We start from the raw sequence: 26,194 nt of genomic DNA on the forward strand, positions 1-26,194 counted from the left end.
TTTCAGGCCTTAATGGTGCTCGCGGGTAGCGCGGAACTTGATGTCCGGCCAGCGCTCTTCCATCAGCGCCAGGTTGACCCGGGTCGGCGCCAGGTAGGTCAGGTGACCGCCGCCGTCGATGGCCAAGTTTTCCATGGCCTTGGTCTGGAATTCCTCGAGCTTCTTCTTGTCATCGCAACTGATCCAGCGCGCCGACCAGACGGTGATAGGCTCGTAGGCACACTCCACCTTGTACTCTTCCTTCAAGCGGCTGGCGACCACGTCAAACTGCAGCACACCGACCGCACCCAGGATGATGTCGTTGCTGCGCTCAGGGAAGAACACCTGAGTAGCACCTTCTTCGGCCAGCTGCTGCAGGCCTTGACGCAGTTGCTTGGATTTCAGCGGGTCTTTCAGGCGTACGCGGCGGAACAGCTCCGGCGCGAAGTGCGGGATACCGGTGAAGCCCAGCGCTTCGCCTTCGGTGAAGGTGTCGCCGATCTGGATGGTGCCGTGGTTGTGCAGGCCGATGATGTCACCGGCAAAGGCTTCTTCCAGCTGCTCACGCTCGGAGGAGAAGAACGTCAGCGCATCGCCGATACGCAGGTCTTTGTTCAGGCGCACGTGGCGCATTTTCATGCCTTTCTCGTACTTGCCCGAGCAGATGCGCATGAAGGCGATACGGTCACGGTGTTTCGGGTCCATGTTCGCCTGGATCTTGAACACGAAGCCTGTGAACTTCACTTCCACAGGCTCCACGGTGCGCTCGTGGGCCACACGGCCAAGCGGACGCGGCGCCCAGTCGACCACGGCGTCGAGCACGTGGTCGACACCGAAGTTGCCCAGTGCAGTACCGAAGAACACAGGGGTCAGCTGACCGTTGATGAACTCTTCCTGGTTGAACTCGTGGCAAGCGCCCTGCACCAGCTCCAGTTGCTCGACGAACGAATCGTACTGGTCGCCCAGGTGCGCGCGGGCTTCGTCCGAGTCCAGCTTCTGGATGATCTTGGCTTCGGTGCGCTCGTGGCCGTGGCCCGGGGTGTACACCACGATGTAGTCACCGGTCAGGTGGTACACGCCCTTGAAGTCGCGGTAGCAACCGATCGGCCAGGTGATTGGCGCGGCCTTGATCTTCAAAACGGCTTCGATCTCGTCGAGCAGTTCGATCGGGTCGCGGATGTCTCGGTCGAGTTTGTTGATGAAGCTGACGATGGGCGTGTCGCGCAGGCGGCACACGTCCATCAGGGCGATGGTACGCGGCTCTACACCTTTACCGCCGTCGAGCACCATCAGCGCCGAGTCCACCGCGGTCAGGGTGCGGTAGGTGTCTTCCGAGAAGTCTTCGTGGCCGGGGGTGTCGAGCAGGTTGATCATGTGCTCGCGGTACGGGAACTGCATCACCGAGGTGGTGATGGAGATGCCGCGCTGCTTCTCCATTTCCATCCAGTCGGAGGTGGCGTGGCGGTCGGACTTGCGCGACTTCACGGTACCGGCGACGGCAATGGCCTTGCCCATCAGCAGCAGCTTCTCGGTGATGGTGGTCTTACCGGCGTCGGGGTGGGAAATGATTGCGAAAGTGCGGCGCTTCGCGACTTCGGCGGCCTGGTTGGTCATGGGAAATCGCCTGACTGGGGGATTTGAAAGGGGCAGTATCATACCTGAAGTTGGGCCTGGACCAAAATCTGCCGAATGAATGGCGCCTGTGCCGGCCCCTTCGCGGGTAAACCCGCGCCTACAGGTACGACACAGGGTTCGGATGCGGTGCAGTCTTCGTAGGAGCGAGTTTACCCGCGAAGAGGCCGGCACAAACAAAACAAACCCAACAGGCAATCGCTTTATCACGACAAATAACCAAAACGCAGTTATTTCAACGCCTGCAGCACATCAAGTCGCTGTTTTTCTCGCCCAAAAACCCGCAACCCAGCGATTAACACTGGCCAAATGCCGCCTCAGATGGGAACCTTTACGCCCACGGAGACGTCCACTCCCCTGCAACCCGCTTCGGTTGGGGACTGGTTTCATCAGCATTTTCGGGCCCGACGGGGTTCGGCTCATGGCCTGATCGCAGCCCTCGGTTTGCATCACGCTGCTACTCGCGAACACACCACCCGCCGCCAGGACTGGCCGGCAACCAAGAAGTGTGCTCGCCGACTACACAAGGAGTCCACCTGTGGCTAAACGCTACGGAAAGGGGCTGTTGGGATGGGCCGCCGTGCTCGTCATCCTGGCCCTGCTGGTCCACTGGATCGGCATCGACACGATCGCGCGTTATCGCGACGATCTTGGGTTCTACCTGCAAGCGCACCTGGTATTGGTGCTGGCTTCGATGGCGGCGGCGCTGGCCGTGGGCATCCCCGCCGGCATTGCGTTAAGTCGACCGCACCGGGTCGACAAAGCCGAGCGCTTCATGCAGTTCTTCAACGTTGGCAACACCATCCCCCCTCTGGCCGTTCTGGCCATCGCCCTGAGTATCCTGGGCATCGGCGCCGGGCCTGCGATCTTCGCACTGTTCCTCGCGTCCCTCCTGCCCATCGTGCGCAACACCTACGAAGGCCTGAAAAACGTCCCCGCATCGCTCAAGGAAGCCGCTACCGGCATTGGCATGACCCCGCGCCAGCAACTCTGGCAAGTGGAACTGCCCAACGCCGTGCCGATCATCGTCGGCGGCGTACGTGTGGCCCTGGCGCTGAACGTGGGCACCGCACCGCTGGCGTTCCTGATCGGTGCCAACAGCCTGGGCAGCCTGATCTTCCCCGGCATCGCCCTGAACAACCAGCCGCAGCTGCTGCTGGGGGCCGCCTGCACCGCGCTACTGGCACTGGTACTGGACGCGGCGGTGAGTTTCTCCAGCAGGCGCTGGCTGGAACGTGGCCTGGCCCAATAAGGATAGGAAACGCATGAAGAAGAGAATCGCCTTGCTGCTGGGCGCGGCCCTGCTGTTCGCAGGATTTGCCCAGGCAGCGGAAAAACCGCTGATCCGCATCGGCGCGCGGGTGTTCACCGAACAGACCGTGCTCGCCGAAATCACCGCGCAGTACCTGCGCGCCAATGGCTTCGATGTGCGTGTCATCGGCGGGCTTGGCAGCAGCCTCGCACGTCAGGCCCAGGAAACCGGCCAGCTCGACCTGATGTGGGAATACACCGGGGTGTCGCTGGTGTCCTACAACCACATCGATGAGCGTATGCCCAGCGCCGAGGCCACTTACGCCAAGGTCAAGGAGCTGGATGCCAAAAAAGACCTGATCTGGCTGACCCCGTCGAAATTCAGCAACACCTATGCCCTCGGCTTGCCGAAGCAGGTCGCCGAGGCCTACCCGCAGATCAACTCGATCAGCGACCTCAACCAGGTGCTGCGCGACGAGCGCAAGCGTAATCACCTGGTGGCTCTGGACACCGAGTTCGCCAACCGCCCCGACGGCCTGGTCGGGCTCAAGGAAATGTACGACCTGCAGGTCGGCCGCGCCAACATCCGCCAGATGGACGCGGGCCTGGTCTACACGGCCATGCACAACAACCAGGTGTTCGCAGGCCTGGTCTACACCACCGACGGTCGCCTGAGCGCGTTCAACCTCAAGCTGCTCGAAGACGACAAGCACTACTTCCCCGACTACACCGCCGCCCCGGTGGTGCGCAAGGCCGTGCTCGACGCCAACCCGCAACTGGTCGCCCTGCTCAAGCCACTGGCCGAGCAGCTCGATGACGAGACCATGCGCCAGCTCAATGCCAAGGTTGACGTAGACCACCAGAACCCGACCGCAGTGGCCGCCGCATTCCTGCGAGAGCATCCCCTCAAGGAGGTACAGCCATGAGCCTGCTCGACACGTTCGCCCACCTCGACTGGGCCCAGGTGCTGCAACTGACCTGGCAGCACATCATGCTGGTCGGCATCGCCGTCGGCCTGGCGATCCTCGTTGGCGTGCCGCTGGGCATCCTGATGACCCGCTTCCCGGCAGTGGCCGGCCCGCTGCAGGCCAGCGCCACAGTGCTGCTGACCATCCCATCGATTGCGTTGTTCGGCCTTCTGCTGCCGTTCTACTCCAAGTTCGGCCAAGGGCTGGGCCCCTTGCCGGCGATCACTGCCGTGTTTCTTTATTCGCTGCTGCCCATCCTGCGCAACACCTACCTGGCCCTGACCAATGTCGAGCCCGGTATCCGTGAAGCCGCGCGTGGCATTGGCATGACCTTCGGCCAGCGCCTGCGCATGGTCGAGCTGCCCATCGCCGTACCGGTAATCCTCGCCGGCGTGCGCACCGCCGTGGTGATGAACATCGGCGTCATGACCATTGCCGCCACCATCGGCGCCGGCGGCCTCGGCGTGCTGATTCTTACTTCCATCAGCCGCAGCGACATGTCGATGCTGCTGGTCGGCGCCGTACTGGTCAGCCTGCTGGCGATCATCGCCGACCTGCTGCTGCAAACCCTGCAACGTGCCCTGACTCCAGAAGGACTGCGCTCATGATCGAACTGAAGAACCTCAGCAAAACCTTCAACGTCAACGGCAAGGACGTCAAAGCCGTCGACTCGGTAAGCCTCACCGTCAATGAAGGGGAAATCTGCGTGTTCCTCGGCCCGTCGGGCTGCGGCAAGAGCACCACGCTGAAAATGATCAACCGCCTGATCACGCCCACCTCGGGCCAGGTGTTCATCAATGGCGAAGACACCACCGGGCTGGACGAAGTTACCCTGCGCCGGCACATCGGCTATGTGATTCAGCAGATCGGTCTGTTCCCCAACATGACCATCGAGGAGAACATTACCGTGGTCCCGCGCCTGCTTGGCTGGGACAAACAGAAATGCCACGAGCGGGCTCGCGAGCTGATGCACATGATCAAGCTCGAACCCAAGCAGTACCTGCAACGCTACCCACGCGAGCTGTCTGGCGGCCAGCAACAGCGTATCGGCGTGATTCGCGCCCTGGCAGCAGATGCACCCGTGCTGTTGATGGACGAGCCGTTCGGCGCGGTCGACCCGATCAACCGCGAGATGATCCAGAACGAGTTCTTCGAAATGCAGCGGGCGCTGAACAAGACGGTAATCATGGTCAGCCACGACATCGACGAAGCGATCAAACTGGGCGACAAGATTGCCATTTTCCGTGCCGGCAAGCTGTTGCAGCTGGATCACCCGGATACCCTGTTGGCGCACCCGGCGGATGATTTCGTCAGCAACTTTGTGGGCCAGGACAGCACCCTCAAACGCCTGTTGCTGGTGCGTGCCGAGGATGCAGCGGACAACGCGCCGTCGGTGAGCCCGGAAACACCGGTGGGCGACGCGCTGGAGCTGCTCGATGAGCACGACCGCCGCTACGTGGTGGTGACCGATGCGCAGAACAAGGCGCTGGGCTATGTGCGCCGGCGCGACATGCACCGCCAGCAAGGGACGTGTGGCGATTTCCTGCGGCCGTTCAATGCCACCGCGTCGCACGATGAGCATTTGCGCATCCTGTTGTCGCGCATGTACGAGTTCAACCGCGCGTGGTTGCCGGTGCTGGATGCCGAGCAGGTGTTCCTGGGCGAGGTGACGCAGGAGTCGATTGCCGCGTACCTGAGCTCGGGGAGATCGCGGGGGGCGAAGAGCAGTATCGTTTCGCCGGCCGAGGTGGTGGTTTCGTAATCGTCGGGGGCGCTTTGCGCCCCTTCGCGGGTAAACCCGCTCCTACAAGAGCGAGCGAAGGGCCGCAAAGCGGCCCCGACAATCTCGGATCAAAACCCAACACTGGCCTGCACGTAGAAGGTCCGCGGCTCACCCACGTAAAGGCCGGCATTGTTGTCACTGGAGCGGGTGAAGTACTGCTTGTCGAACAGGTTCTTCACCCCCGCCGCCAGCTTCAGGTTGGACATGTCCGGCCCGAACTCATAACCGCCACGGGCATGCCAGGTCACGTAGCCTGGAATATCGCCATACTGCCCGTCAGCACTCGGCTCGGTGATGTAGTCGCCATTGAAACTGCCATCGGCATTGATCCCGGTTCCCGGCGCACGCTGCTTCGATTGGGCATAGGCGTCCAGGTTCCAGGTCCAGCGGTTAACTGCGTAACGCACCCCGGCAGTGGCCACCTGGCGTGAATAGAACGGCAGGTCTCGGCCCTTGAACCCTGGGATATCCCCTTCATAGGTCGCGCGGGTATAGGTGTAGCCACCGCTCACCGACAGCCCGTCCAGGCGCGGGTCCAGCCCGGCCAGGTCATAACGCACCGAAGCCTCGATACCCTGGTGCTTGGTCGCACCGAGGTTGGTCCAGCCCACGTCGTTGCTGATGTACTGCAGCTCATCATCGAAGTCGATGTAGAACGCCGTCAGCTCACCGGCAAAGCCGCCATTGTCATAACGGGTACCGATTTCGTAGGTCTTGGCTTTTTCCGGCTCCAGGCCATTGGCCGTACTGTTGCCAGAACCGCCCTGGCCCAGCTGGAAGTACTGCAGGCTACCGAACGACGTCTCGTAGTTGGCGAATACCTTCCAGGCATCGGAAACGTGGTACATCACGCTCAGCGCCGGCAAAGGCTCGTTGCTGGTGATGCTGCGCTTTTTCTCGGCTACCGGGCGGTTGTTGGCGTCCAGCACCGGGCGGTCGCGCCAGTCGGTATTGATGTGCTCGAAGCGCACGCCAGGGGTGATGGTCCAGTTGCCCACGTCGATCTTGTCGTCGATGTAGTAGGCGCTGGCCTCGGTGCCACCGCTGCGGTCCTGGAACACGTGGCCGTCGGAAGTCGGGGTCACCGTCGGCACGTTGTCGATCAGCGCCAGGCGAGTCGACTGTTCGCGCATCGCTTCCTTCAGGTAACGGTAACCGACACTGACTTCCTGGGTGGTTGGGCCGGCAAAGAAGATGCGCGACACACGGGGTTCAATGGCGAAGGTGTGGTAGTTGCGCGGGTACGACGACAACGTCTTCATGTCCCGCGAGGCTATTGTGCTGCCGCGGAAGCTGTCGGTGTAGTAGGTCAGCACTTCGAACTGGGTGGCATCGTCGAGCTGCCGCTGCCATTTGAACGACACATCCTTGCGCCGGCCCGCGAAGTAGTCGTAATCGCGCAGCGACTGGTACGGGTTGCTGTCGTATTGGGCCTGGGTCAAGCCACCCGGCATGTCGGCACGGCCATCGTAATAATGGAAGTTGAGCCAGAACTCATCGACATCGGTTGGCGCCCAATGCGTCTTGAGGATAACGTCGTCGATGTCGTTGCCGTTGTTGCTTTCACGGTAACCGTTGCCATTTACCCCGGTGTACAACAGCGCCACGCCCATGCCATTGTCGGCCGTGCCACCGACGAAGGCTGACTCGGTGTGTTTCCAGCCACCGTGCTGAGAGGTCTCCAGGGTGGTGGACAGCTCTGCCGAGGCCTTTTCCGGAATCGCCCGGGTTACAAAGTTGATCACGCCGCCCACGTTCTGCGGGCCATAGCGCACCGAGCCGGCACCGCGCACGACGTCGATGCTGTCGAGGTTGCCAGAAGAAATCGGTGCCATCGACAGCTGTGGCTGGCCATACGGCGCGAAGGCGGCCGGGATGCCATCGATCAGTACCGTGGAGCGCGGCGACAGGCGCGAAGTGAGGCCGCGTACGCCCACGTTCAGCGACAGGTCGCTGCCACCGGTCCCGTTGGAGTCCTGCACTTGCACGCCGGGGATGCCGCGCAGCACGTCGCGCACGTTCATTGCGCCCTTGTCCACCATTGCCTCGCGGCGTACCACAGTGCGTGCCCCAGGGTGGTTCTGTACCACGCTCTGCTGGGCATCACCCAGCCAGTCACCGACCACCTTGATGTCGGTGGGTGCCAGCTCCAGGCTGCCGCTGCCCAGGTCAAGGGTAGTCGGCAGAGGCTTCACCACAACGGTGTCCCCGGTCATCTCGAAGGTGAGCCCGCTGCCTTGCAACAGCTGTTGCAGCGCCTGCACCGGCGCGAGGTTGCCCGATACCGCCGGGGCCTGTTTGCCGGCGACCAGCTCGGGACTGAAAAACAGCTGCAGGCTGGTCTGCTGGCCGAGCTGGTTCAGCGCCGAATCCAACGGCTGGGCCTGGATCTGGAGGGTATTGCCGGCCTCTGCGGCCTGGCTGTCAACGGCCACGGTGCTGACCGCCAGGGCCAGCGCCAGGGCGCGAAAGCGTGGGAAGGGTTTGTTGTTGTTCACGTCGTCGAAACATCCTGGAATGCGGAATAAACGCCAACCGCGTGCAAATGGAAATGCTTGGCAGTTGCAGCTGGCGAGGAAGACGAACGAGTGAAAAAAAACCTGAATCTATTTGGCGATTATTTCGCTGGAGCCGTCTTCATGGGCTTTGATGGCCACCGGGAGGATGCTCGGCAAGGCCCGCAGCAGAGCGTCTGTATCGTTGGTACTGAAGGTGCCGGACAGGCGCAGCCGCGCGACTTTCCCAGGGGCGACCCGCAATGGCTGGCGACGGTAGCGCGAGGTTTCGGCCACTACTTCGGCGAGGGTTGCGTTGTCGAACACCAGCTTGCCCTGTCGCCATGCGGTAATGGCGCCGGTGTTGACCGCATAGGGTGCGGCGACCAGGCCCTGTGCATCTATATGCGACCCCTGCCCGGCCGTCAGTTGCGCCGGCGAGTCGCCCTTGCCCTGCACCCGCACCGACCCCTGTTCCACCGCCACACGGGTGCTGGCTGGGTCCAGGCGGACGTCAAAGCGGGTACCTGTGACGATCACACTGCCCTGGGCAGTGTCGACCACAAACGGCCGGTTACTGTCATGGGCGACGCTGAACATCACTTCACCAGCGTTCAGGCGCACGTGCCGCTGGCCGGCGCTGAACTCGACCTGCAACTGCGTGTTGCCATTGAGCTCCAGATGCGAGCCATCCGGCAGTTCGACCTGACGGCGCTCATTGAAGGCCGTCTGCAGGCTGCCCTGATGGTTCAGTTGCAGGTGGTGCCAGCCGCTCCAGCCCAGGCCCAGCGCCACTACCGCGACACTGGCGGCCAACGCCTGGCGCATGAAACGCCGTCGTGGCAGTTGCTGCACCGGGTCTGGCCGGCACAGCGCCTCCAGGTGCTGGCGTGGAATGAAGTCGGCGGCCTGCCACACGCGGCAGAGATGCTCATATTCTTCCCGGTGGTGCTCGTCGCTCGCCAGCCAGGCATGCAACTGCTTGTGCAGCCCGGCATCCCGAGGTGCGTCCTGCACGCGGGCGAACCATGCGGCCGCCTGCTCGCGGACGGCATCGGTACCGTGCTGTTTCATCGAAAAGGCCTCCTGACTCTTCATGCCGACACATCCAGGTGCTCACGCAGGTGCCGAAGCGTGCGGATCATATACTTTTCGACCATGTTCTTGCTCAACCCCATGCGCTCGGCAATCTCGGCCTGGGTCAGGCCTTCGAGCTTCTGCCAGATGAACACCTGCCGGCAGTTGAGAGGCAGCTCGGCCAGGGCCCGCTCAACGCTGTCGGCCAGCTCCAGGGCATGCACGTAGGCTTCCGGGTCGCCACTGCCGGTTGCGCCTTCTTCGAAGGCTTCCCGCTCCAGGGCCTGGCGCCGGTCTTCGCGACGGAAGCCATCCACAGCGATATTGCGCGCAGCCTGATGCAGGTAGGCGCGTGGCTGCTCAACCTGCTCGCGCGGGGTTTCCAGTACCCGGACAAAGGCATCGTGGGTGAGGTCCTCGGCCTGCTGACGACTGCGCAGCTTGCGCGTCCAGGTGCCGATCAGCTCATGGTAGTGGTCGAGGAAGCCTTTGTGTCCGGACACGGTCGGGGGTCATCAGGGAGGCAGATAAGGGTGCGAATAGTAATGTTTCTCATCAAAAGCAGCAAATCCGCCAGTCGGTAACAAAAAATTTATGGGCGATTTCCTGTACGGGGGTACCAGGAAAATGTGGCCATAAATATGAACACCTCCGGCCCTTTCGCGGGCAAGCCCGCTCCCACAATGAACGGGTATCCCCTGTAGAAGCGGGCTTGCCCGCGAAGGGCCCAACACGCTCCATTCCACAATTTTTTACGCTTGAAAGATCGCAGGGAACATCAGCCGGTCACACGAGTCGGTTATTCAAATGGCTGGTCGTCGATCCACGTCGATCACGCCCGGATTGCCTGTTGATTCTGCATTCTTCACGCCCTAAAGTGCGCGCCGAACGTCCATGCTGGAAACGATCCATCCGGCTCAAGTACTGAGTAGGCGAACCAAAGTGGGGATACGGAGGACGTTCAGTTTGCAGCCACTTAATCTTTCAGTTTGCCCATGGAGTCCCTGAGCATGTCGATCCAGGTCGAAGACTATTTCGCGCGTGAAACCTTCCAGAAAATGAAGGCGTTCGCTGACAAGCAGGAAACCCCGTTCGTACTCATCGACACCCAGATGATCAGCCAGGCGTACGACGACCTGCGCGCCGGTTTCGAATTCGCCAAGGTCTACTACGCGGTCAAGGCCAACCCGGCCGTTGAAATCATCGACCTGCTCAAAGAGAAAGGTTCGAGCTTCGACATCGCCTCGATCTACGAGCTGGACAAAGTGATGGGCCGCGGTGTCAGCGCCGACCGCATCAGCTACGGCAACACCATCAAGAAGTCCAAGGACATCCGCTACTTCTATGAGAAGGGCGTGCGCCTGTACGCCACCGACTCGGAAGCCGACCTGCGCAACATCGCCAAGGCCGCACCGGGCTCGAAAGTGTATGTGCGTATTCTGACTGAAGGCTCCACCACTGCCGACTGGCCACTGTCCCGCAAGTTCGGCTGCCAGACCGACATGGCCATGGACCTGCTGATCCTCGCCCGCGACCTGGGCCTGGTGCCATACGGCATCTCCTTCCACGTGGGCTCGCAGCAACGCGACATCAGCGTGTGGGACGCCGCCATCGCCAAGGTCAAGGTAATCTTCGAACGTCTGAAAGAAGAAGACGGCATCGAACTGAAGCTGATCAACATGGGTGGTGGCTTCCCGGCCAACTACATCACCCGTACCAACAGCCTGGAAACCTACGCCGAAGAAATCATCCGCTTCCTCAAGGAAGACTTCGGTGACGAACTGCCGGAGATCATCCTCGAGCCCGGCCGTTCGCTGATCGCCAACGCCGGCATCCTGGTCAGCGAAGTGGTGCTGGTCGCACGCAAGTCGCGTACCGCCGTCGAGCGCTGGATCTACACCGACGTGGGCAAGTTCTCCGGCCTGATCGAAACCATGGACGAAGCCATCAAGTTCCCGATCTGGACCGAGAAGAAAGGCGAAGCCGAGGAAGTGGTCATCGCCGGCCCGACCTGCGACAGCGCCGACATCATGTACGAGAACTACAAGTACGGGCTGCCGCTGAACCTGGCCATCGGTGACCGCCTGTACTGGCTGTCGACCGGCGCCTACACCACCAGCTACAGCGCAGTGGAATTCAACGGTTTCCCACCGCTGAAGGCTTACTACCTGTAATGCACGACGGGGCCGAAAGGCCCCGTTTTCATGTGTGCTCTCCTGTACCGGCCTCTTCGCGCCGATCGATTTCCTCGGCATACCGCGCCGCAAAGGCCATCAACACCGGCCCCGCGTCCTGCAGGGTTACCAACGCAGCACGCAGGAAATTCATGTTCCCCGCAACCCGGGCCTGCTCCAGCCACTGCCCTGCCTCGGCCAACTGCCCACGCTCGACCAGCACCAGCGCCAGGCTGAACATCCCACGAAAATCCCCCGCCTCGGCCGAACGCCGATACCAGCGCACCGCCCGCGCCGGGCTGGGCGCCGTGGCAATGCCCTGCTCCAGGTAACGCCCATACAGGTTCATCGACTTGGCATGCCCCAGCTGCGCAGCCTTCTCGTAGCACATCAGTGCCTGCACCTGATTGGCCGGCACCCCACGCCCGGTCGCCAGAAGGTTGCCCAGGTTATATAGGCCCCAGTCCAAACCAGAATCGGCCGCACGGGCGTAGTGAACGGCCGCCTGCACCAAATTCACCTCGCCACCCCAGCCATGCTCCAGGCAACGCCCGAGCATGTTGTGCGCCATGGCACTGCCACCTTGTGCAGCGATACCGAACCAACGCCGGGCAACCGTGGCATCCTGCTGGATGCCACGCCCATCCAGCAGGATCTGCCCCAGCAGCAACTGCGCCTCGACCACGCCCTGCCCCGCTGCCGCCAGAATCGCCTGGGCGGCCTTGCCGGGGGTTTCCTCGAGCATGGCCTGCAAGCCGGCCACATCCACCACTTCCTCACGTCGCAGCAGGTAGGACACGGCTCAGACCTCAGCCCAGCGGCGCAGCAAATTATGGTAGGTGCCCGTCAGCTGCAAAAGCGAAGGATGGTCCGGCACATCGGCAGTCAGTTGCTGGATTGCGTTGTCCATCTCGAACAGCAGCGCCCGCTGGCTGTCATCGCGCACCAGGCTCTGGGTCCAGAAGAATGCGGCATAACGTTGGCCACGGGTCACCGGGTTGACCTTGTGCAGGCTTGTGCCGGGGTACAGCACCATGTCACCGGCGGCCAGCTTGATCTGCTGCACGCCATAGGTGTCCTGGATCACCAGCTCACCGCCGTCGTAGCTTTCCGGGTCGCTGAGGAACAGCGTGGAAGACAGGTCGGTACGCACCCGCTCCGGGCTGCCCTTGGGCTGGCGCAGGGCATTGTCGATGTGGAAACCAAAGTTGCCGCCATCGCGGTAGCAGTTGATCAGCGGCGGGAACACCTTGTGCGGCAAGGCTGCCGACATGAAGCGCGGGGTCTTCCACAGGCGGTCGATCAGCGCAGTGCCGATTTCCTTGGCCAGTGCATGGCCTTCCGGCAGCTGCAGGTTGTGCTTGGCCTTGGCCGACTGATAACCCGCCGTAACCTTGCCATCGGCCCAGTCGGCCCGCTCCAGCGCCTCGCGGATACGGGCCAGTTCATCAGCGTCGAACAGGCCTGGAATGTGAAGCAGCATGGCAACAGCACCGTTAGGAAATGTAAAGGCGCAATGATATTGATTCCCTTTTACGCTACACAAGCCCCATTCGCCGCTTAAGACGTTTCAGCGGCATGAAACCGTAAAGACAAATTGTAAAGATTGTAAATTCTTCACGAATGGTAACGACTCTCAATTGTTAGTCAAAATTGCTTACATTAAGATCCACCGCCTCAATACCTTGGGGAAGGTTCTTTGCAATGCGCCAGTACGTACCATCTGCTGTGAGTTCGCCACGCCTGATCGTGTCTGCCATCGGTGTCGCCCTGAGTGCCTCGTCGGTATATGCCGCCGATCCGGCCGCCAACAGCGCCATCACTCTCGATGCCACCAGCGTCAACGGCAAGGCTGAACAAGCCAGCACCGATTACAAGGTGGAGAAGGCCGCCTCGCAGAAGTACACCGCGCCGCTGGTAGACACCCCGCGCTCGGTAACCGTTATCCCGCAGCAAGTGATCAAGGACACCAACGCCCTGACCCTGCAGGATGCCCTGCGCACCGTGCCCGGCATTACTTTCGGCGCTGGCGAAGGCGGCAACCCGCAAGGTGACCGCCCGTTCATCCGCGGCTTCGACGCCCAGGGCGATACTTACCTGGACGGCGTGCGTGACACTGGCGCCCAAACCCGCGAAATCTTCGCCATCGAATCTGTTGAAGTGGCCAAGGGGCCGAACTCGGCCATCGGTGGCCGCGGCGCGGCCGGCGGTACCATCAACCTGGTAAGCAAGCGCGCGCATCTGGGCAACTCGCTGGACGGTGCCTGGACCTGGGGCAGCGACCAGACCCAGCGCTACACCTTCGATGGCAACTACCAGTTCAGCGATACCATTGCCGGCCGCCTGAACCTGATGACCCACGAAAGCAACGTCGCCGGCCGCGACAAGGTCAACTACGACCGCTGGGGTATCGCCCCGTCGCTGGCCTTTGGCCTGGGCACGCCGACCCGCGTCAACCTTGACTACTACCACCTGGAAAGCGACGACCTGCCGGATTCGGGCATCCCTTACACCATCCCGACCAACGGCAGCGCCGGGCGCACCTCGGCACACCCGAGCAAGCCGAATGATGGCGGCGACAGTGACAACTTCTACGGCCTGACCGGCCGCGACTTCCGCAAGACCCGAGTGGATATCGCAACCTTCGCCGTCGAGCACGACCTGACCGACTCGCTGACCATCAAGAACACCCTGCGTCACGGCAACAGCATGCAGGACTACATCCTGACCCAGCCCGACGACAGCAAGGGCAACGTCAACAACGGCAGTGTCTGGCGCCGCGCCAACACCCGTGTCGGCAACACCGCCACTACCACCAACCAGACCGATCTGTTCGGCGAGTTTTACGTTGGCGGCATGAAAAACAGCTTCTCGACCGGTATCGAACTGAGCCGTGAAGAGAGCGAGCGCTCAAGCTACACCGTCGACACCGACACCGTGCCAGGCGGGTCTGCCAACAGCAACTGCACCCCAGGCATGATCGGCGCCACCAGTGGCTATAACTGCACTTCGCTGAGCAACCCGAACCCGGATGATCCGTGGAACGGTGCCATCTCGCGCAACTATGCCGGCACCACCACCAACAGCAAGACCCGTGCAATCTACGTGTTCGACACCCTGGAGCTTACCCCGGAGTGGCTGGTCAACATGGGCCTGCGCTACGACCACTTTGACACCGACTACAAGACCTACAACGCCGCTGGCACCACCACCGCCAAAGGCAAAGATGTCAGCGAGTTCGTCACCGGCCAACTGGGCCTGGTGTGGAAGCCGGCCGAAAACGGCAGCATCTACGTCTCCTATGCCACCTCCGCAACGCCACCAGGCGCCATGCTCGGCGAAGGTACCGAAGGCAACCCGCTGGGTGGCACCCCGGACCGTAACGGCAACCTGCTGGCCAGCGACATGGAGCCGGAAGAAACCACCAACTACGAAATCGGCACCAAATGGGACCTGCTCGACCAGCGCCTGTCGCTGACCGCTGCGCTGTTCCGCACCGAGAAGGAAAACGCCCGCGTCCAGGTGGACACCACTACCTACGAGAACGTCGGCGAAACCCGCGTGCAGGGTATCGAGCTGTCCGCCAGCGGCAAGCTCACCGACAAGTGGCAGGTGTTTGCCGGCTACACCTACATGCAGGCTCGCCAGATCGACGGCGGCCCGCTGGGCAAGGCCAACGACGGCAATCAGCTGCCGAACACGCCGAACAACAGCGCCAGCCTGTGGACCACCTACTCGATCACGCCAAAGCTGACCGTGGGCGGTGGTGCGTTCTACGTGGATGACGTGTACGGCAGCGTGGCCAACACCACCATGGTCGACAGCTACGTACGCTACGACGCCATGGCCGCCTACAAGCTGACCAAGAACGTCGACCTGCAACTGAACGTGCAGAACCTGACCAACGAGGTGTACTACGACAAGGCCTTCTCCACCCACTTCGCCAACCAGGCGGCCGGGCGGACTGCACTGTTGACCACCAGCGTGCATTTCTGATGTCGGGATTGGGTTGATCCGCTAGAAGGGCTGCTCCTGTGGCGGCCTCTTCGCGGGCTTGCCCGCTCCCACAAGTCCACCACAACCTTCAAACCCTGTGGTGTACCTGTGGGAGCGGGCAAGCCCGCGAAGAGGCCGGTACAAGCTTCCACCAAAAGAAGCCCACCCCCGCCCCGTTCATTGAGCGGGGCTTTTGCGTATCAAGGCATAATGCACGCCGCGCTGGTCGCGGTAGCAACTCAAGGTGAGAAACGTGGTGAAGAAGACGCTGTTCCAATTGCACTGGTTCTTTGGCATCACCGCTGGCCTGGTGCTGGCCTTGATGGGCATTACCGGGGCGCTGTACTCGTTCCAGGAAGAGCTGCTGCGCGCATTCAATGCCGATGTACTCAAGGTGGAAGTACGCGCCGAAGGCGTGCTGCCGCCGGCCGAGCTGGTTAAGCGGGTCGAAGCCCAGCAACAGGACAAGGTGTCGATGCTGTGGGTCGATGTCCGCGAAGGCAACGCTGCACGGGTCTTCTTCATGCCCGCACCGGGCGAACGCCGTGGCGAGCTGCGCTATGCCGACCCGTACACAGGCGAACTCAAAGGTGAAGCGGCCGGGCAAGGCTTCTTCAACCTCATGCTCAAGCTGCACCGTTTCCTCGCCATGGGCGATACTGGCCGGCAAATCACCGGGGCCTGCACCCTGATGCTGGTGTTCTTCTGCCTGTCCGGCCTGTACCTGCGCTGGCCGCGCAAAGCGCTGGACTGGCGCACCTGGCTGACCTTCGACTGGGCCAAGAAAGGCCGCGCCTTCAACTGGGACCTGCACGCCGTTGCCGGCACCTGGTGCCTGCTGTTCTATCTTCTGTTCGCCCTGACCGGGCTGTTCTGGTCCTATGAGTGGTACCGCGAAGGCCTGAACAAGCTGCTGGCCGACGCGCCGGCTGCGGGCCAGCAGCAAAAACGGGGTGAAGGCCGTGGCCGGCACGGGCCGCAAAAAGTCGACAGGAATGCGCCGCCGCTGGTGGTGGACTACGACGCCATCTGGGCCAACCTCAAGGACGCCGCGGGCCCAGGCCTGTCCACCTACAACCTGCGCCTGCCGCCCGCTGGTGGTCAGCCGGCCAACCTGTTCTACCTGCTCGACAACGCTGCGCACCCGCGTGCCTTCAATAACCTGGTGCTGGACCCGGCCACTGGCCAGGTTAAAAAGCACGACCGCTACACCGACAAGTCCTTCAAGGCGCAGCTACTGCAGAGTGTTTACGCCTTGCACGTCGGCGAATACTTCGGCTTGCCGGGGCGCATCATCGTCACCATCGCCAGTCTCACCATGCCGTTGTTCTTCGTCACCGGCTGGCTGCTGTACCTCGACCGCCGCCGCAAGAAACGTCAAGTGCGCGCAGCCCGTGGCAACGTCGCCAACAGCGGTAATGGCGACGGCTGGCTGATCGGCTTTGCCAGCCAGAGTGGCTTTGCCGAACAGTTGGCCTGGCAGAGCGCCGAGCAGCTGCAGGCAGCTGGCCTGCCCGTTCAGGTGCGCGCCCTTGCCGAGCTGGGTGAAAACGACCTGCGCCAGGCCCATCGCGCGCTCTTCGTGGTGAGTACCTTCGGCGACGGCGAAGCGCCCGACAGCGCTCGCGCCTTCGAGCGCAAGGTACTCGGCCAGCCTTGGGCACTCAACAACCTCAACTATGCCCTGCTCGCCCTCGGTGATCGTCAGTACCCGCACTTCTGCGGTTTCGCTCGTCGCCTTCAGGCATGGCTGGGAGAGCGCGGTGCCAGCAGTGCATTCAGCCCGGTGGAAGTGGACAACGCCGACCAGGCCGCCCTGCAGCAATGGCAGCAGGAGCTGGCGCAACTGACCGGTGTCCAGCCAGTGGCCGCCTGGCAGCCGCCAACCTTTGCCAACTGGTCACTGGTGCGCCGCGAACTGCTCAACCCCGGCAGCCAAGGCCAACCGGTGTACCTGCTTGGCCTGCAGGCTGCAGAACCTGCGAGCTGGGAAGCCGGCGATCTGGTAGAAATACTGCCGCTGAATGGGCAGCCACGGATCGACGCGTTCCTCAAGGGCATGGCACTGGACGCCAGCAGCCAGGTGCAGGTGAATGGCCTGAGCGAAACCCTTGCCCAGGCACTCGCTGGCCGCCAACTGCCGACGCGCCGCGACCACCTGATCGGCTTGCAGCCACAAGCGCTGGTCGATGCACTGGCGCCAATCGGCAGCCGCGAATACTCCATCGCCTCGATCGCCAGCGATGGTGTGCTGGAGCTGATCGTGCGCCAGGAACGCCACCCCGACGGCAGCCTTGGCTTGGGCTCTGGCTGGCTGACTGAATACCTGCCAATGAATGGCACCCTGAGCCTGCGCCTGCGGCGTAACAGTGGCTTCCATCTGCCTGAGGCTGCTGCGCCGATGATCCTGATCGGCAACGGCACTGGCCTGGCGGGCCTTCGCAGCCTGTTGCGCGCCCGGGTCAATGCCGGTGAGCAGCGCAACTGGCTGCTGTTCGGTGAGCGTAATCGGGCGCATGACTTGCTGTGTGGCGATGAGCTGCAAGCTTGGCTGGACAACGGCGACCTGGCACGGTTGGACCTGGCGTTCTCGCGCGATCAGGCCGGGAAGGTGTATGTGCAGGACGTGATGCTGGAGCAGGCCGAGGACTTCAAGCGCTGGGTGGCCGACGGGGCTTGCGTGTATGTCTGCGGCAGCCTCCAAGGCATGGCAGCGGGGGTGGATGCGGCTCTCAACGGCATGCTGGGTGAAGCTGCTGTACAGCAGTTGATCGAGGATGGGCGATATCGGCGAGATGTGTATTGATCGGTGTGTAGGAGCGGGTTTACCCGCGAATACGGTGGCGGCGGCAACGGTGAACGGCCGGTGGAAATTGGCTGGCAGGGCCGGCCCTTTCGCGGGCAAGCCCGCGAAGAAGCCGGGCCTGCTGTCAGTGCAGCTCGAAGGTATCGGCATCCAGATTGGCCGGGAACTTGGCCCGGTACGCCGCCAGTTCCGCCGCGCTCAGTACTGCAGTGAACACCCCGTCCGCCTCCCCGGCACTGAGCAGGCTCTCGCCCTGGAAATCCAGCACCTGGCTGTCACCAGAGTAAGCAAAGCCTTTACCGTCCGTGCCCACCCGGTTCACCGCCGCCACATAGCACAGGTTCTCGATCCCCCGCGCCGGTAGCAGGCGGTTCCAGTGCTGGCGACGCGCGGCCGGCCAGTTGGCGGTGTACAGCAGCAGGTCAGTGTCCTGGGCGTCACGGCTCCAAACCGGGAAGCGCAGGTCGTAGCAGATCAGCGGGCGAATCCGCCAGCCCTTGAGCTCGAACTGCACCTGCCGCTCGCCTGGGGTGTAATGTTTGTGCTCACCGGCCATGCGGAACAGGTGGCGCTTGTCGTAGTGCAGAATCTCGCCGTCCGGCCGCGCCCACAACAGGCGGTTGCGGTGGCTGCCATCGGCGGCCTGGATGATCACACTGCCGGTAATCACCGCATTGTGCTTCCTGGCCTGTGCCTTCAGCCATTTGTAGGTCGGACCGTTCTCCGGTTCGCACAGGCTTTCCGATTGCATCGAAAAACCGGTGGTAAACATTTCCGGCAGGATCACCAGGTCGACCTCGCCCACCTGCTCCAGCAGCACCTCGAAGTGCGCGTAGTTGGCCTCGCGGTCGTGCCAGGCCAAGGTGGTTTGCACCAGGGCGACTTTCAGGTTCGGCAGTGTACTCAGATCGCGCATAGTCGTTCCGCTGCCTGACGCAGCGTCTCCTCTCGTTTGGCAAAGCACAGGCGTACCAGGCGTTGCTCGGGGATGGGTTGCTGGTAGAACACCGATACCGGGATGGTCGCAACGCCGTGCTCACGCGTCAGCCACAGCGACATGTCGACATCGTTCAGGTCCGGGCGGATTTGCGAATAGTCCACCAGCTGGAAATAAGTGCCCGTCGTGCGGGTAAAGTTGAAACGCGAGCCGTCCAGCAAACCGCAGAACAGGTCGCGCTTGGCCTGGTAAAAGGCCGGCAACTCATCAATATGCTCGGGGTGCCCGGCCATGAAGTCGGCCAAGGCACACTGCAGCGGCGTCACGCCACAGAAGTTGACGTACTGGTGCACTTTGCGCAGCTCGGCGCTCAAGGCAGGCGGCGCGATCACGTAACCGGTCTTCCAGCCGGTAACGTGGTACGTCTTGCCGAAGGAACTGACCACGAAGGCACGTGAGTACAACTGCTCATGGGCCAGCACACTGGCGTGGCGTACGCCGTCGTAGACCAGGTGCTCGTACACTTCATCGCTGACCAGGTAGATATCGCGGTCGGCAATAAGTGCGGCCAACTGGTCGAGGTCTTCGCGGGTGATCAGCGCGCCGCTGGGGTTGTGTGGCGAGTTGAGGATGACCATGCGCGTGCGCGGGCTCAAGGCATCGCTGAATTTCTGCCAGTCGATACGGAAGTCGCCGTCGCTCAACTGCACGTGTACACAGCGGCCCCCGGCCAGCTCCACGGACGGCTCGTAACTGTCGTAGCAGGGGTCGAAGACGATCACTTCATCACCGGCATGCACCACCGCCTGGATGGCACAGAAAATAGCCTCGGTGGCGCCGGGGGTGATAGTCACTTCCTGATCGGCATCCACCCTGGCCCCATACAGCCGCTCGACCTTGGCCGCCACCTGCTGGCGCAGGGCCGGCAGGCCGGTCATGGGCGAATACTGGTTATGCCCGGCAGCCACGTGCCGGCCCACTGCATCGAGCAGGGCCTGCGGGCCATTGAAGTCAGGAAAGCCCTGGGACAGGTTGAGTGCGCCAGTCTGCACGGCGAGCTGGGACATGGTGGTGAAGATGGTCGTGCCGACATTCGGCAGTTTGCTGCGGATCATGGAGCCCTCTTTCCTGGGGTATATCCGGCACGGGGTGGAGTCCGAGCATAGCGGATCGAGCGGTCAGGAAAAAGGTTGAAACAATAGGGGGATTGCTCTGGATCAAAGGGCGTCTGTGGGGGCGGTCTTGCCCGCCCCCACATGGCGCTGCTTAGCGTTTGTCGCGACGCTTCTTCTCGGCCTTCTTGTGGTGCGACATCAGGCGGCGTTTCTTGTTGACCTGGCGATCGGTAAGGGTGTTCTTCTTACCCTCGTACGGGTTCTCGCCGCCCTTGTACTCGATACGAATCGGCGTACCGACCAGTTTGAGCACCCGGCGATAGGTGTTTTCCAGGTAACGCGAGTACGACTTGGGAATGCTGTCGGTCTGGTTGCCGTGGATCACGATCAGTGGCGGGTTGGCACCACCGAGGTGGGCATAGCGCAGCTTGATGCGGCGACCGTTGACCATCGGCGGCTGGTGCTCGCTCACGGCATCCTCGAGGATCTGCGTCAGGCGGCTGGTCGGCCAGCGGGTGACCGCGGACTGGAACGCTGCCTGTACCGACTTGTACAAGTTGCCCACGCCCGTACCATGCAGCGCGGAAATGAAGTGGATGTCGGCAAAGTCGACGAAGAACAGCCGGCGCTCCAGCTCGGTCTTCACGTAGGCGCGCTCACCCGGCTCCATGCCATCCCACTTGTTCAGGGCAATGACGATGGCGCGACCGGCTTCAAGGGCGAAGCCCAGCAGGTTCAGGTCATGGTCGACCACACCTTCGCGTGCATCCATGACGAAAATGACGACGTTGGCATCCTTGATCGCCTGCAGCGTCTTCACCACCGAGAACTTCTCGACTTCCTCGTGGATCTTGCCACGCTTGCGCACACCGGCGGTGTCGATGAAGGTGTACTTCTCGCCATCGCGCTCGAACGGGATGTAGATACTGTCACGGGTGGTGCCCGGCTCATCGTAGACCACCACACGCTCTTCGCCGAGCATGCGGTTGACCAGCGTCGACTTGCCAACGTTCGGGCGGCCGATGATGGCGATCTTGATGCCATCCTTCTCGCTTGGGCCAGGAATGCGCACGGCTTCCTCACCTTCAGCGACGTCCTGCTCGAGGGCTTCTTCTTCGGCATCACGCGGCAGGTGACCGAGCACGGCCTCCATCAAGGCGTTGATACCACGGCCCTGGGAGCCAGCCACCGGAATGGCGTTACCCATGCCCATTGGCGAGAATTCGGCGCGGGCAACGTCGGGGTCGATGTTGTCGATCTTGTTGGCAACCAGGATCGCCGCCTTGTTCCGCTTGCGCAGGTGCTCGGCGATCATCTGGTCTGCCGCAGTCATACCCGCACGGGCATCAACCAGGAACAGCACATAGTCGGCTTCTTCAATGGCCATGAGCGACTGCTCGGCCATTTTTTCGTCCATGCCCACTTCGTCACCGGTGATACCACCGGTGTCGATCAGGATGAAGGAACGACCCTGCCAGCTGGCATCACCATACTGGCGGTCACGGGTCAGGCCCGACAGGTCACCGACGATGGCATCGCGGGTCTTGGTCAGGCGGTTGAACATGGTGGATTTGCCGACGTTCGGGCGGCCCACCAGGGCAATTACGGGAACCATCGGCTCTCCACTCTCGAATTCTTGAAAATGCAAAGGCCGCTGCAAGGCAGCGGCCGGAGTTTGGGCGGCGTGTCCTACGCCGCGGCTTGAAGCCCGCCAAGGCTTCAAGCATAGCTTCAGCGGATGGTCAGTGCCTCGAGCTTGCCGCTGTTGCCGAAGACATAGATGGTGTCGCCGACCACAAGTGGGCGGGCGCGCAGGCCATCGCTGTCGATACGCTCACGGCCTACGAAGCGGCCATCCACCTGGCTCAGCAGGTGCAGGTAACCTTCAAAGTCACCCACAGCCACGTAGCTGCTGAACACTTCAGGGGCGGTCAACTGGCGGCGAGCCATGCTGTCGTTGCTCCACAGGGCACTGGAAGAGCGCTCATCCACACTTTCCACGGTACCCGAGGCTTCGCTGACGTAGACGTTACCGAAGCCCTGGGCGACACCCACATAGCTGGAAGCATCGCGCTGCCACAGCTCGCGGCCGCTTTCCAGGTCCAGGCCCGCTACACGGCCCTGGTAGGTGCTGACGTACAGGGTACCACCAGACAGCAACAAGCCGCCGTCGATATCAACCACACGGTCCAGCTCGGAACGGCCCTTCGGGATGGCCACGCGGCTCTCCCACACCGGCACACCGTTGTTGATGTCCACCGCCACTACCTTGCCGGTAGACAGGCCGGCAACCGCCAGGCGGTTGGTGGCGATCGGCGCACCGGTGCCACGCAGCGTCAGCACGGCCGGCGAGTTTTCGTAGATCCAACGGCGGTCGCCAGTGGCGGCATCCAGGCCGATCAGGCGATCGTCCTGGGTCTGCACCACCACCACGTCACCGTTGTTGGCAGGTGGGGCCAGCACTTCGCTGGTCACGCGCGAGCGCCAACGCTCCTCACCGGTGCTGGAGTCCAGGGCAATGACTTCACCCTTGAGGGTACCGAGCATGACCAGGCCATAGCCTACGCCAACTGCACCGGAAACCTGCAGCTCCAGGTCCTTCTTCCACACCACGTCACCGGTGATGCGGTCGAGGGCGAAGACTTCGCCGTTGACGTCGGAAGCGTAGATACGGTCGTTCTCGATGGCCGGTACCAAGGTGTTGTAGGTTTCACCCTGGCCGTCACCGATCGAACGGCTCCACTGCTTCTTCAGCACCACTTCCTCGGTGAACTTGGTCAGCTCGGCCGGGGGCAGTTCCTTCTTGCTGTTGCTGCTGCAACCTGCGGCCAGTACGGCCAGGGTCAGCACTGCTGCATGTTTCCAACCGATCACTTACGCGTCCCCTTTAGCCAGGTCATCCAGCTTCAATTGCAGGCCACCGACCGCCGCGTCATCGGACAGCGCAGCCTTGGCTTTTTCGTAAGCGCTGTGTGCGTCGTCGGCGCGACCCAGCTGCACCAGCAGGTCACCCTTCAACTCTTCACGGCTGGCCAGGAAGGCTTTGTCGGCGTCGCCGTCGAGCAGCTTGAGGGCATCCTCGGCCTTGTTCTGGGCTGCCAGTACGCGCGCCAGACGCTGACGCGAAATCTCGCCCAAGGTAACGTCGGCCGGTTTGTCCAGCACGCTTTTCAGCTCGGCTGCGGCGTCATCGAGCTTGCCGCTGTCGACCGCGACCTTGGCCACGAACAGGCTGCCGTACTGGGCGTAAGCGGTGCCGCCAAACTCGCTCTTGAGCTTGCCGGCCAGTTCCGCGACCTTGGTGGCGTCCGGCTGGCCGGTCGGTGTCAGGCTGGTTTCAATCAGCGCCTGATACAACTGCGAGGCACCTTGCGACTGGTTGGTCTGGTACTTGTGCCAGGTATTCCAGCCCAACACCACCACGCCAGCCAGCAATGCACCGGTCAGCAGCGGCTTGCCGTTGCGGTTCCACCAGTCCTTGACGCCTGCCAGGTCATCATCATCGGTACTCGACACCCCAATACTCCTTTTCGCCTATTCGCTTGTTGAACCGCGTTACGCTTGCGCGATCGCGGTTTCCAGGTGCTCTGCAAGAGCATCCCAGGCAATGTTCTGTTGTTCACCCTGGCCACGCAGGGGCTTCAAGCCGATTTCTTGCTTGGCCAGCTCGTCGTCGCCGAGGATCAGGGCGAACAGTGCACCGCTCTTGTCGGCTTTCTTGAACTGGCTCTTGAAGCTGCCACCACCGGCGTTGACTGCCAGGCGCAGGCCCGGCAAGCGGTCGCGCAAGCCTTCGGACAGGCGCAGGCCGGCCAGCTCCGCCTGTTCGCCAAAGGCGCACAGGTAAACGTCGATCTGGCGGCTGATGGACTCCGGCACCTTGCCCAGGGTTTCCAACAGCAGGATCAGGCGCTCGATGCCCATGGCGAAACCAACGCCAGTGGTCGGCTTGCCACCCATCTGTTCGACCAGGCCGTCGTAACGGCCACCCGCGCACACCGTGCCCTGGGCACCGAGCTTGTCGGTTACCCACTCGAACACGGTCTTGCTGTAGTAGTCCAGGCCGCGTACCAGCTTGGTGTTGATCACGAACGGAATACCGGCAGCGTCCAGGCGGGCCTTGAGGCCCTCGAAGTGCACGCGCGATTCTTCGTCCAGGTAGTCTTCCAGCTTCGGCGCTCCGACCAGCACCGCCTGGGTGTTCTGGTCCTTGCTGTCGAGGATGCGCAGCGGGTTGCTCTTCAGGCGGCGCTGGCTGTCTTCGTCCAGTTGCTCCAGGCGCGCCGAGAGGAACTCGACCAGCGCGTCACGGTAGCGTGCGCGGGCTTCACTGGTGCCCAGGCTGTTGAGCTCCAGCTTGACCGCGTCCTGGATGCCCAGCAGGCCCCACAGGCGCCAGGTCAGCATGATCAGCTCGGCATCGATGTCCGGGCCGTCCAGGTTGAACACTTCCACGCCAATCTGGTGGAACTGGCGGTAGCGGCCCTTCTGTGGACGCTCGTGGCGGAACATCTGGCCGATGTACCACAGCTTCTGCACCTGACCGTTGCCGGTGATGCCGTGCTCAAGCACCGCTCGCACGCAAGCCGCAGTGCCTTCAGGGCGCAGGGTCAGCGAATCGCCGTTGCGGTCCTCGAAGGTGTACATCTCTTTTTCGACGATGTCGGTCACTTCACCGATCGAGCGTTTGAACAGCTCGGTGAACTCGACGATCGGCGTGCGGATCTGGCTGTACCCATAGGTGTCCAGCAGCCCGGCCACTGTGCCTTCGAAGTAGCGCCACAGCGGCGACTGTTCTGGCAGGATGTCGTTCATGCCACGGATGGCTTGCAGCGATTTGCTCACGAAAAGTCCTTACGAATTCTGTGTGTCAGCCACGAGCGATCAACGCCGCGTCGGCCTCGGCCTTTTCGGCCGCTTTCTGGCGGATGAGTTTTTCAAGCTCATCGACCAGGTTGTCATTGGTCAGCTTCTGCGCCGGCTTGCCGTCGATGTAGATCAGGTTCGGCGTACCGCCGGTCAGGCCTACATGGGCTTCCTTGGCTTCACCCGGGCCGTTGACCACGCAACCGATCACCGCCACATCCAGCGGTACCAGCAGGTCTTCCAGACGCCCTTCCAGCTCGTTCATGGTCTTGACCACATCGAAATTCTGCCGCGAGCAGCTCGGGCAGGCGATGAAGTTGATGCCACGCGAGCGCAGATGCAGCGACTTGAGGATGTCGTAGCCGACTTTCACTTCTTCGACCGGGTCGGCCGCCAGCGAGATGCGGATCGTATCGCCAATACCTTCGGCCAGCAGCATACCGAGGCCGACGGCGGACTTCACGGTGCCCGAACGCAGGCCACCGGCTTCAGTGATGCCCAGGTGCAGCGGTTGCACGATCTGCTTGGCCAGCAGACGGTAGGCTTCGACAGCCATGAACACGTCCGAGGCCTTGACGCTGACCTTGAAGTCCTGGAAATCCAGGCGGTCGAGATGCTCGACGTGGCGCAGGGCCGACTCGACCAGTGCGGCCGGGGTCGGTTCGCCGTACTTCTTCTGCAGGTCTTTTTCCAGCGAACCGGCGTTGACCCCGATACGAATCGGAATGCCGCGGTCGCGGGCGGCATCCACCACGGCGCGCACGCGGTCTTCACGGCCGATGTTGCCCGGGTTGATCCGCAGGCAATCAACGCCCAGTTCGGCAACACGCAGGGCGATCTTGTAGTCGAAATGGATGTCGGCGACCAGCGGCACGCTGACCCGTTGCTTGATCTTGCCAAACGCTTCGGCCGCGTCCATGTCCGGCACCGAGACCCGCACGATGTCCACGCCGGCGTCGACCAGACGCTGGATTTGCGCCACGGTAGCAGCGACATCGTTGGTGTCGGTGTTGGTCATGCTCTGCACCGCGATGGGCGCATCAGCACCCACCGGCACATTGCCAACCCAGATTTTGCGGGATTCGCGACGTTTGATCGGAGATTCGCCGTGCATG

The 26,194-nt window shown here is 62.3% G+C and carries 20 protein-coding genes; 7 read left to right on the top strand and 13 right to left on the bottom strand.

Translation table 11 applies throughout. The annotated features are described in order from the left end of the window. Positions 1–9: 9 nt before the first annotated feature. The gene (locus ACF8O8_RS27550) at positions 10–1,593 is read right to left on the bottom strand and encodes a peptide chain release factor 3 (protein ID WP_392510933.1); all 1,584 of its coding nucleotides are present in this window, start codon (positions 1,591–1,593) and stop codon (positions 10–12) included. 556 nt (positions 1,594–2,149) lie between these two features. Here ACF8O8_RS27550 and ACF8O8_RS27555 point away from each other — a divergent pair. Genes ACF8O8_RS27555 through ACF8O8_RS27570 form a run of 4 tightly spaced genes read left to right on the top strand, consistent with a single transcriptional unit; the run spans position 2,150 to position 5,592 of the window. Continuing rightward, positions 2,150–2,863, top strand: coding sequence for an ABC transporter permease (locus ACF8O8_RS27555; protein WP_003248483.1), 714 nt, complete (start codon positions 2,150–2,152; stop codon positions 2,861–2,863). A gap of 13 nt (positions 2,864–2,876) precedes the next feature. Continuing rightward, complete coding sequence (locus ACF8O8_RS27560; RefSeq protein WP_049586430.1) at positions 2,877–3,788, top strand: glycine betaine ABC transporter substrate-binding protein; 912 nt, start codon at positions 2,877–2,879, stop codon at positions 3,786–3,788. Beyond that, the gene (locus ACF8O8_RS27565; RefSeq protein WP_010952080.1) at positions 3,785–4,438 is read left to right on the top strand and encodes an ABC transporter permease; all 654 of its coding nucleotides are present in this window, start codon (positions 3,785–3,787) and stop codon (positions 4,436–4,438) included. The genes ACF8O8_RS27560 and ACF8O8_RS27565 overlap by 4 nt, the downstream gene beginning before the upstream one ends. Continuing rightward, positions 4,435–5,592 carry an ABC transporter ATP-binding protein gene (locus ACF8O8_RS27570; RefSeq protein ID WP_350298274.1) on the top strand — a complete coding sequence of 386 codons (1,158 nt, stop codon included), beginning with the start codon at positions 4,435–4,437 and terminating at the stop codon, positions 5,590–5,592. The genes ACF8O8_RS27565 and ACF8O8_RS27570 overlap by 4 nt, the downstream gene beginning before the upstream one ends. Before the next feature lie 89 nt (positions 5,593–5,681). Here ACF8O8_RS27570 and ACF8O8_RS27575 read toward each other — a convergent pair whose 3' ends face one another. The 3 genes from ACF8O8_RS27575 to ACF8O8_RS27585 all read right to left on the bottom strand — a co-directional run bounded on the left by ACF8O8_RS27575 (position 5,682) and on the right by ACF8O8_RS27585 (position 9,688). After that, positions 5,682–8,111: a TonB-dependent siderophore receptor gene (locus ACF8O8_RS27575; RefSeq protein WP_392510934.1), complete on the bottom strand. Its 2,430-nt coding sequence runs from the start codon at positions 8,109–8,111 to the stop codon at positions 5,682–5,684. 108 nt (positions 8,112–8,219) lie between these two features. Then, the gene (locus ACF8O8_RS27580) at positions 8,220–9,182 is read right to left on the bottom strand and encodes a FecR family protein (protein ID WP_049586482.1); all 963 of its coding nucleotides are present in this window, start codon (positions 9,180–9,182) and stop codon (positions 8,220–8,222) included. Between the two features lie 20 nt (positions 9,183–9,202). Continuing rightward, complete coding sequence (locus tag ACF8O8_RS27585) at positions 9,203–9,688, bottom strand: RNA polymerase sigma factor (RefSeq protein ID WP_003248496.1); 486 nt, start codon at positions 9,686–9,688, stop codon at positions 9,203–9,205. Positions 9,689–10,195: 507 nt separating this feature from the next. On the opposite strand from ACF8O8_RS27585, the gene ACF8O8_RS27590 reads away from it, so the two are divergent. Then, entirely contained in the window at positions 10,196–11,359 is a 1,164-nt protein-coding gene (locus tag ACF8O8_RS27590; RefSeq protein WP_003248498.1) for a type III PLP-dependent enzyme, read from the top strand. 28 nt (positions 11,360–11,387) lie between these two features. Here ACF8O8_RS27590 and ACF8O8_RS27595 read toward each other — a convergent pair whose 3' ends face one another. Beyond that, positions 11,388–12,158: a tetratricopeptide repeat protein gene (locus tag ACF8O8_RS27595; protein WP_010952075.1), complete on the bottom strand. Its 771-nt coding sequence runs from the start codon at positions 12,156–12,158 to the stop codon at positions 11,388–11,390. Positions 12,159–12,161: 3 nt separating this feature from the next. Continuing rightward, on the bottom strand, positions 12,162–12,842 hold the full coding sequence (locus ACF8O8_RS27600; RefSeq protein ID WP_003248502.1) for a Fe2+-dependent dioxygenase: 681 nt from the start codon (positions 12,840–12,842) through the stop codon (positions 12,162–12,164). A 221-nt stretch (positions 12,843–13,063) separates the two neighbouring features. Between ACF8O8_RS27600 and ACF8O8_RS27605 the strand changes: the two genes are divergently transcribed. Further along, the gene (locus tag ACF8O8_RS27605; RefSeq protein ID WP_392510935.1) at positions 13,064–15,355 is read left to right on the top strand and encodes a TonB-dependent receptor; all 2,292 of its coding nucleotides are present in this window, start codon (positions 13,064–13,066) and stop codon (positions 15,353–15,355) included. A 253-nt stretch (positions 15,356–15,608) separates the two neighbouring features. Continuing rightward, positions 15,609–18,161 (top strand): PepSY domain-containing protein, encoded by a 2,553-nt coding sequence (locus ACF8O8_RS27610; protein WP_392510937.1) that lies wholly within the window; start codon positions 15,609–15,611, stop codon positions 18,159–18,161. 124 nt (positions 18,162–18,285) lie between these two features. Here ACF8O8_RS27610 and ACF8O8_RS27615 read toward each other — a convergent pair whose 3' ends face one another. From ACF8O8_RS27615 to ispG, 7 genes are all read right to left on the bottom strand, one after another. Beyond that, the gene (locus ACF8O8_RS27615; RefSeq protein WP_010952072.1) at positions 18,286–19,077 is read right to left on the bottom strand and encodes an amidohydrolase; all 792 of its coding nucleotides are present in this window, start codon (positions 19,075–19,077) and stop codon (positions 18,286–18,288) included. Then, positions 19,065–20,213 carry a pyridoxal phosphate-dependent aminotransferase gene (locus ACF8O8_RS27620; RefSeq protein ID WP_003248511.1) on the bottom strand — a complete coding sequence of 383 codons (1,149 nt, stop codon included), beginning with the start codon at positions 20,211–20,213 and terminating at the stop codon, positions 19,065–19,067. The genes ACF8O8_RS27615 and ACF8O8_RS27620 overlap by 13 nt, the downstream gene beginning before the upstream one ends. Positions 20,214–20,364: 151 nt before the next feature. Further along, positions 20,365–21,828 carry a ribosome biogenesis GTPase Der gene (gene der, locus ACF8O8_RS27625; protein WP_010952071.1) on the bottom strand — a complete coding sequence of 488 codons (1,464 nt, stop codon included), beginning with the start codon at positions 21,826–21,828 and terminating at the stop codon, positions 20,365–20,367. Positions 21,829–21,944: 116 nt separating this feature from the next. Beyond that, positions 21,945–23,087 carry an outer membrane protein assembly factor BamB gene (gene bamB, locus ACF8O8_RS27630; RefSeq protein ID WP_004576298.1) on the bottom strand — a complete coding sequence of 381 codons (1,143 nt, stop codon included), beginning with the start codon at positions 23,085–23,087 and terminating at the stop codon, positions 21,945–21,947. Further along, positions 23,088–23,729, bottom strand: coding sequence for a tetratricopeptide repeat protein (locus tag ACF8O8_RS27635; protein WP_003248514.1), 642 nt, complete (start codon positions 23,727–23,729; stop codon positions 23,088–23,090). A 39-nt stretch (positions 23,730–23,768) separates the two neighbouring features. Continuing rightward, positions 23,769–25,058, bottom strand: a complete 1,290-nt coding sequence (gene hisS, locus ACF8O8_RS27640) for a histidine--tRNA ligase (protein WP_003248516.1) — start codon at positions 25,056–25,058, stop codon at positions 23,769–23,771. A 25-nt stretch (positions 25,059–25,083) separates the two neighbouring features. Beyond that, complete coding sequence (gene ispG / locus ACF8O8_RS27645; protein WP_392510939.1) at positions 25,084–26,193, bottom strand: flavodoxin-dependent (E)-4-hydroxy-3-methylbut-2-enyl-diphosphate synthase; 1,110 nt, start codon at positions 26,191–26,193, stop codon at positions 25,084–25,086. Position 26,194 lies beyond the last annotated feature (1 nt).

It is taken from the genome of Pseudomonas sp. TYF_14 (assembly GCF_043105275.1).
Classification (GTDB): Bacteria; Pseudomonadota; Gammaproteobacteria; order Pseudomonadales; family Pseudomonadaceae; genus Aquipseudomonas; species Aquipseudomonas alloputida.

Bases quoted from the DNA above. Each gene is read 5' to 3' on its own strand.
- ACF8O8_RS27550 (WP_392510933.1), bottom strand. From the start codon at position 1,593: ATGACCAACCAGGCCGCCGAAGTCGCGAAGCGCCGCACTTTCGCAATC.
- ACF8O8_RS27560 (WP_049586430.1), top strand. From the start codon at position 2,877: ATGAAGAAGAGAATCGCCTTGCTGCTGGGCGCGGCCCTGCTGTTCGCA.
- ACF8O8_RS27565 (WP_010952080.1), top strand. From the start codon at position 3,785: ATGAGCCTGCTCGACACGTTCGCCCACCTCGACTGGGCCCAGGTGCTG.
- ACF8O8_RS27570 (WP_350298274.1), top strand. From the start codon at position 4,435: ATGATCGAACTGAAGAACCTCAGCAAAACCTTCAACGTCAACGGCAAG.
- ACF8O8_RS27580 (WP_049586482.1), bottom strand. From the start codon at position 9,182: ATGAAACAGCACGGTACCGATGCCGTCCGCGAGCAGGCGGCCGCATGG.
- ACF8O8_RS27590 (WP_003248498.1), top strand. From the start codon at position 10,196: ATGTCGATCCAGGTCGAAGACTATTTCGCGCGTGAAACCTTCCAGAAA.
- ACF8O8_RS27600 (WP_003248502.1), bottom strand. From the start codon at position 12,842: ATGCTGCTTCACATTCCAGGCCTGTTCGACGCTGATGAACTGGCCCGT.
- ACF8O8_RS27605 (WP_392510935.1), top strand. From the start codon at position 13,064: ATGCGCCAGTACGTACCATCTGCTGTGAGTTCGCCACGCCTGATCGTG.
- ACF8O8_RS27615 (WP_010952072.1), bottom strand. From the start codon at position 19,077: ATGCGCGATCTGAGTACACTGCCGAACCTGAAAGTCGCCCTGGTGCAA.
- ACF8O8_RS27620 (WP_003248511.1), bottom strand. From the start codon at position 20,213: ATGATCCGCAGCAAACTGCCGAATGTCGGCACGACCATCTTCACCACC.
- der (WP_010952071.1), bottom strand. From the start codon at position 21,828: ATGGTTCCCGTAATTGCCCTGGTGGGCCGCCCGAACGTCGGCAAATCC.
- ispG (WP_392510939.1), bottom strand. From the start codon at position 26,193: ATGCACGGCGAATCTCCGATCAAACGTCGCGAATCCCGCAAAATCTGG.